At 69.3% G+C, this 5,078-nt stretch carries 5 protein-coding genes; 2 read left to right on the forward strand and 3 right to left on the reverse strand.

From position 1 onward, the window contains the following. The first annotated feature begins 317 nt into the window (after positions 1–317). Together OFY01_RS15015 and OFY01_RS15020 are read left to right on the forward strand one after the other, a co-directional pair. On the forward strand, positions 318–1,199 hold the full coding sequence (locus tag OFY01_RS15015; protein ID WP_266600087.1) for a RecB family exonuclease: 882 nt from the start codon (positions 318–320) through the stop codon (positions 1,197–1,199). A gap of 38 nt (positions 1,200–1,237) precedes the next feature. Further along, positions 1,238–1,909 carry a response regulator gene (locus OFY01_RS15020; protein WP_266600089.1) on the forward strand — a complete coding sequence of 224 codons (672 nt, stop codon included), beginning with the start codon at positions 1,238–1,240 and terminating at the stop codon, positions 1,907–1,909. An 83-nt stretch (positions 1,910–1,992) separates the two neighbouring features. On the opposite strand, the gene OFY01_RS15025 is transcribed toward OFY01_RS15020, so the two are convergent. The 3 genes from OFY01_RS15025 to OFY01_RS15035 all read right to left on the reverse strand — a co-directional run bounded on the left by OFY01_RS15025 (position 1,993) and on the right by OFY01_RS15035 (position 4,896). Then, positions 1,993–2,157 carry a hypothetical protein gene (locus OFY01_RS15025; RefSeq protein WP_266600091.1) on the reverse strand — a complete coding sequence of 55 codons (165 nt, stop codon included), beginning with the start codon at positions 2,155–2,157 and terminating at the stop codon, positions 1,993–1,995. 75 nt (positions 2,158–2,232) lie between these two features. After that, positions 2,233–3,840: an ABC transporter substrate-binding protein gene (locus tag OFY01_RS15030; protein WP_266600093.1), complete on the reverse strand. Its 1,608-nt coding sequence runs from the start codon at positions 3,838–3,840 to the stop codon at positions 2,233–2,235. A gap of 360 nt (positions 3,841–4,200) precedes the next feature. Continuing rightward, positions 4,201–4,896, reverse strand: coding sequence for an HAD family hydrolase (locus tag OFY01_RS15035; protein ID WP_266600095.1), 696 nt, complete (start codon positions 4,894–4,896; stop codon positions 4,201–4,203). Positions 4,897–5,078 lie beyond the last annotated feature (182 nt).

The raw sequence follows: 5,078 nt of genomic DNA on the forward strand, positions 1-5,078 counted from the left end.
GTGCCGAGGGGGCGGGGGTCCGCGGGTCGTCGGGGGCGCCGACGCGTGTCGGCGAGCCGTCCGCCGGGGCGGGCGGCGTCGCCTCGCCGGTGCCGGTCTGCGGCTGCCCGCTGTCGTCCACGGTGATCCCTCGGTCCCCTCGTTGCGGAGTGTCTGCCGCCCTCGGCCGGGACGGTCTGGCGTCGATGGTATGCGGACAGTGTTCGGTGGCCTTGGTCGACTCCCCCGGCCCACGCTACGCAAGACGCCGCCGCGGCGCAGGTGCCTGGCCGCCGGGGCGGGCGGATTGTCAGTGGTGGGCCGTAAGGTCGTCCGTCATGGAGACCAGCACGCAGAGCAGTACCCCGGCCGCCGTCCGGCCGCGGTCGCTCTCGCCGTCGCGCGCGAGCGATTTCATGCAGTGCCCGTTGCTGTACCGGTTCCGGGTGATCGACAAGCTGCCCGAGAAGCCGAGTGAGGCGGCGACGCGGGGCACGTTGGTCCACGCCGTGCTGGAGAGACTTTTCGACGCGCCGGCCGGTGAGCGCACCGCGCCGCGGGCGAAGTCGCTGGTGCCGGGGCAGTGGGAGCGGCTGCGGGAGGCGAGACCGGAGCTGGGCGAGCTGTTCGCGGACGATGCCGAGGGCGAGCGGACGGCCCGGTGGCTGGGTGAGGCGGAGCGCCTGGTGGAGCGGTGGTTCACGCTGGAGGACCCGACGCGGCTCGAACCGGCCGAGCGGGAGCTGTTCGTCGAGGCCGAGCTGGATTCGGGGCTGCGGCTGCGCGGAATCATCGACCGGGTCGACGTGGCGCCGACGGGCGAGGTGCGCATCGTCGACTACAAGACGGGCAAGGCGCCCCGGCCGGAGTATGCCGAGGGCGCGTTGTTCCAGATGAAGTTCTACGCGCTGGTCGTGTGGCGACTGAAGGGGGTGGTGCCGCGGCGGCTCCAGCTGGTGTACCTGGGCAGCGGGGATGTGCTGACGTACGACCCGGTCGTCGCGGACCTGGAGCGGGTGGAGCGCAAGCTGCTCGCGCTGTGGGAGGCGATCGAGCTGGCGACCGAGACGGGCGACTGGCGGCCACGGCCGACGAAGTTGTGCGGCTGGTGCGATCACCAGGCGGTCTGCCCGGAGTTCGGGGGGACTCCCCCGCCGTATCCGCTCGCGGTGCCGGAGCAGGGCCGGCCGGTCGGGGCGGGCGAGTCCGGGCAGGTGTAGCAGGGCAGAATGGGGCGGGACTATCGAAGGAGAGTTTCGTGGCCATCCGCGTCCTACTGGTCGACGACCAGCCGCTGCTGCGTACGGGCTTTCGCATGATCCTGGAGGCCGAGCAGGACATCGCGGTCGTCGGTGAGGCCGGCGACGGTCTGCAGGCCCTCGACCAGGTGCGGGCGTTGCAGCCCGATGTGGTGCTCATGGACATCCGGATGCCCCGGATGGACGGGGTGGAGGCGACCCGGCAGATCACCGGTCCGGAGCGGGACGGTCCGGCGAAGGTGCTGGTGCTGACCACGTTCGACCTGGACGAGTATGTGGTGGAGGCGTTGAAGGCGGGGGCCAGTGGCTTTCTGCTGAAGGACGCTCCGGCCGACGAGCTGGTGCAGGCGATCCGGGTGGTGGCCGCGGGCGAGGCGATGCTGGCGCCGAGCATCACGCGTCGGCTCCTGGACAAGTACGCGGACCATCTGCCCTCGGGTGACGAGCCGGTACCGGACACGCTGCACACGCTGACGGACCGTGAGGTCGAGGTGCTGAAACTGGTGGCGCGTGGGCTGTCCAACGCCGAGATCGCCGCGGATCTGTTCGTGAGCGAGACGACCGTGAAGACGCATGTCGGTCATGTGCTGACGAAGTTGGGGCTGCGCGACCGGGTGCAGGCCGCGGTGTACGCGTACGAGAGCGGTCTCGTCCGGCCCGGCGCCCAGTGAGCGGGGCCCGGACCGGACGGTCCGGACCGGCTGTCCCCCGCCGCTCGCCGCTGACCTGGCCGTTCTCCTGACGACTGCCCTGATCACTCCTTGCTGACTTCCCAGAAGCGGAAGACGGTGGAGGCGTCGAGGCAGTTCTCCACGCCGTAGACGTGGTCGCGGACGACGGCGTACTGCTTGGCCTGCCACACGGGCAGGACGGGCAGCTGGTCGGCGACGATGTCCAGCCACCGGTTGCACGGTCTCACGTACGTGCCCTGTCGTCGGCGGTGCGAGGACCGCCGGGCCGAAGCGTGCGGCTTCGGCCCGGCCGCCGCGGTCGCTCAGCCGCTGACGCCGCGGCCCAGCTCCCACAGCTGCAGGACCGAGGAGGCGGACAGGGCCCACTCGGTTCCGGTGACGTTGTCGCGGGCGGCGACGTACTGCTTGCCCTGCCACAGCGGGAGGACGGGTACGTCGTCGGCGACGATGTCCTGGACGCGGCCGATGCTCTTGGAGGCGGTCAGCCGGTCGGATTCGCGGCGCTCGGCCGGGATGAGGGTGTCGCGGATGGTGTTGTTGGCGTACGGCGTCCCGAGGAAGTTGTCCTTGCCGAGGAAGGGCGCGATGAAGTTGTCGGCGTCCGGGAAGTCGGGGAACCATCCGAGACCGTAGACGTCGTACTTGCCCTTGAGCTCCGCGTCGCGGTAGGTGTCCCAGATGTCGCCCTTGATAGCGACGTCGAACAGGCCGCTGGCGTTCAGCTGCTGCTTGAGGTCCTCGAACTCCTTCTTGGTGGCCGGGCCGTAGTGGTCGGTCGTGTAGTGCAGGGTGAGCTTGACCGGGGTGTGGATGCCGGCCCGGCTCAGCAGTGCGGCGGCCTTGCTCTTGCTCGGCTTGCCGTACTTGTCGAAGAAGGAGTTCGTGTGCCCGGTGATGCCGACCGGGACGAGCGAGTACAGCGGTTCGGCGGTGGTGCCGTAGACGTCGGCGGCGATCTGGCCCCGGTCGACGATCTGCGCCATGGCCTGGCGGACGGCCTTGCTCTTGACGCTGGGCGCCTTGGTGTTGAAGCCGAGGTAGCGGATCTCCATGCCCGGCATCTCGACCAGGTTGATGTTCTTGGGCGGGTTGGTCGAGTACTTCTTGATCAGCTCCGGCGACATGGTGCGGGTGATCAGGTCGACGTCGCCCTTCTCCAGCGCCTTGCCCATGGCGGCGGCACTGGTGAAGGAGACGAGCTCCACCTTGTTGTTCTTCGGCTTCAACTCGCCCTTGTAGTGCGGGTTCTTGGTGAAGACGGTCTTGACGACGGCGTTGTCCTTCACAACGGCCTTCATCGTGTACGGGCCGGAGCCGTCGACCTCGAAGCCGGTGCGGAGCTTGTCCTTGGGGTACTTCGCCGGGTTGACGATGCCCGCGGTGGGCGTGGCCAGCTTGTACGGGAACGTGGCGTCCGGGGACTTGAGGTGGAAGATGACCTCGTTCTTGCCCTGCGTCTCGATCGTGTCGATCGAGGAGAGCAGACCGTCGGAGCCGCTGCCGCTCTTGATGCGCAGTACGCGTTCGATGGAGTACTTGACGTCGTTGGCGGTGATGGGCGTGCCGTCGGCGAACTCCAGGCCCTTGCGGAGCGTGCAGTCGTACCGTTCGCTGCCGCTGTCGGAGAAGTGGCAGTTCTCGGCGGCCTCGGGGACGGGCTCGCCGCTGCCGCTGCGCGGCATCGCCATGAGCGTCTGCACGGTCTGGCGCAGCACGTTCCAGGATCCGGCGTCGTAGGCGTACGCCGGGTCGAACGGGGCGGGCACCTTCTGTGAGGCGATGAACCGGTCGGTGGTGCCGACGGCGATGGCATCGCCGTCCTTGCCGCCGCTGTCGGACCCGCCACACGCGGCGAGCACGGGGGCGAGCAGGCCGATCACGGCCGGCAACACCAAAGTCTTGCGGTTCATGCTCGAAGTTCTCCAGAGCTGTCGATCTCCGCGGCCCCTGAAACGGGGTGGTGTCCACGGGGCGCGAGAGGGTTACGGCGATGTTCTCGCGATGACATTAATGGGCCCGGCGCGGGGGTTCGCGGGCGCCTTTTCGGTAGGCCCATCACGCAGGGGAACCAGGTGTGGACGCACCGAAACACCCTCAGGAGGAAGGTTCCGCGCAGGGAGTGACCAAACGGGACACAAGGTCGCGCGTACGCGCGCGTGAAACCCTTTCGCAGCACAGCGATCGCGCCGTTGTCGACCCCTCGTAAAGTGGGAAAGGTCACATGTTCAACCGAGCGGTGGTGCGGTCCCGTCCGCCCCGCGGCGCCCCCTTCACGCCGTCATCAGGCCGTGCAGGAAAGGCAGGTTGACGTGTTCGAGAGAGGACACGACGGTGCGTCTGCGGGCGGGCTCGATGGGCGCGACGGACGGCACGGCGACGACCTGGCAGCCCGCGGCCTCGGCGGCGGCCACACCGGTGGCGGTGTCCTCGACGACGGCGCAGCGGTCCGGTTCGGCGCCGAGTCCGGCGGCGGCGATCAGGTACGGGTCGGGGTGCGGCTTGGTGCGCGGCACCTCGTCACCCGCCACGGTGAGGCGGAAGTTGCGCGGTCCGAGCGAGTGCAGGATGCGGTCGATGATGCGCCGGTGGGAGGCGGAGACGAGCGCGGTGGGCACGTCGTGCGCGGCCAGCTCGGCCAGCAGCCGCGCCGCGCCGGGCATCAGCGGCAGCGACTGGCTGATGCGGCGCTCGAAGCCGTCGTTGAGCAGTACGGTCAGCTCCGCGAGGGTGATGTCGGCCCCGGTGGCCTCGATGAGGAATCCGGCGCTGCGGCTCATCGGCCCGCCGACGACGACGTGCCGCCACGACGCGTCGAGCGTGTGGCCCAGCTCCGCGAAGACGGCCACCTCGGCGTCCCACCAGAATCCCTCGGTGTCGACGAGCGTTCCGTCCATGTCGAGGAGTACGGCCTGCAGGGCGCTGCCATGGGCCGTTCGGGTACCGACTGCGGGGACCGTACTGGTCATCCGTGCCACCTCCGAGAGGGACGAGAAGGCCGGCCGTCTTCCCTTGACAGGAAGGCGACCGGCCTACGCTGGACCGACCAGTGTACGTCTTGTGGGGATTACCGCGCGTTGAAGTACTTGGCCTCGGGGTGGTGGATGACGATCGCGTCGGTGGACTGTTCGGGGTGGAGCTGGAACTCCTC

Origin of the sequence: Streptomyces beihaiensis (assembly GCF_026274175.1) — a bacterium.
Classification (GTDB): domain Bacteria; phylum Actinomycetota; class Actinomycetes; order Streptomycetales; family Streptomycetaceae; genus Streptomyces; species Streptomyces beihaiensis.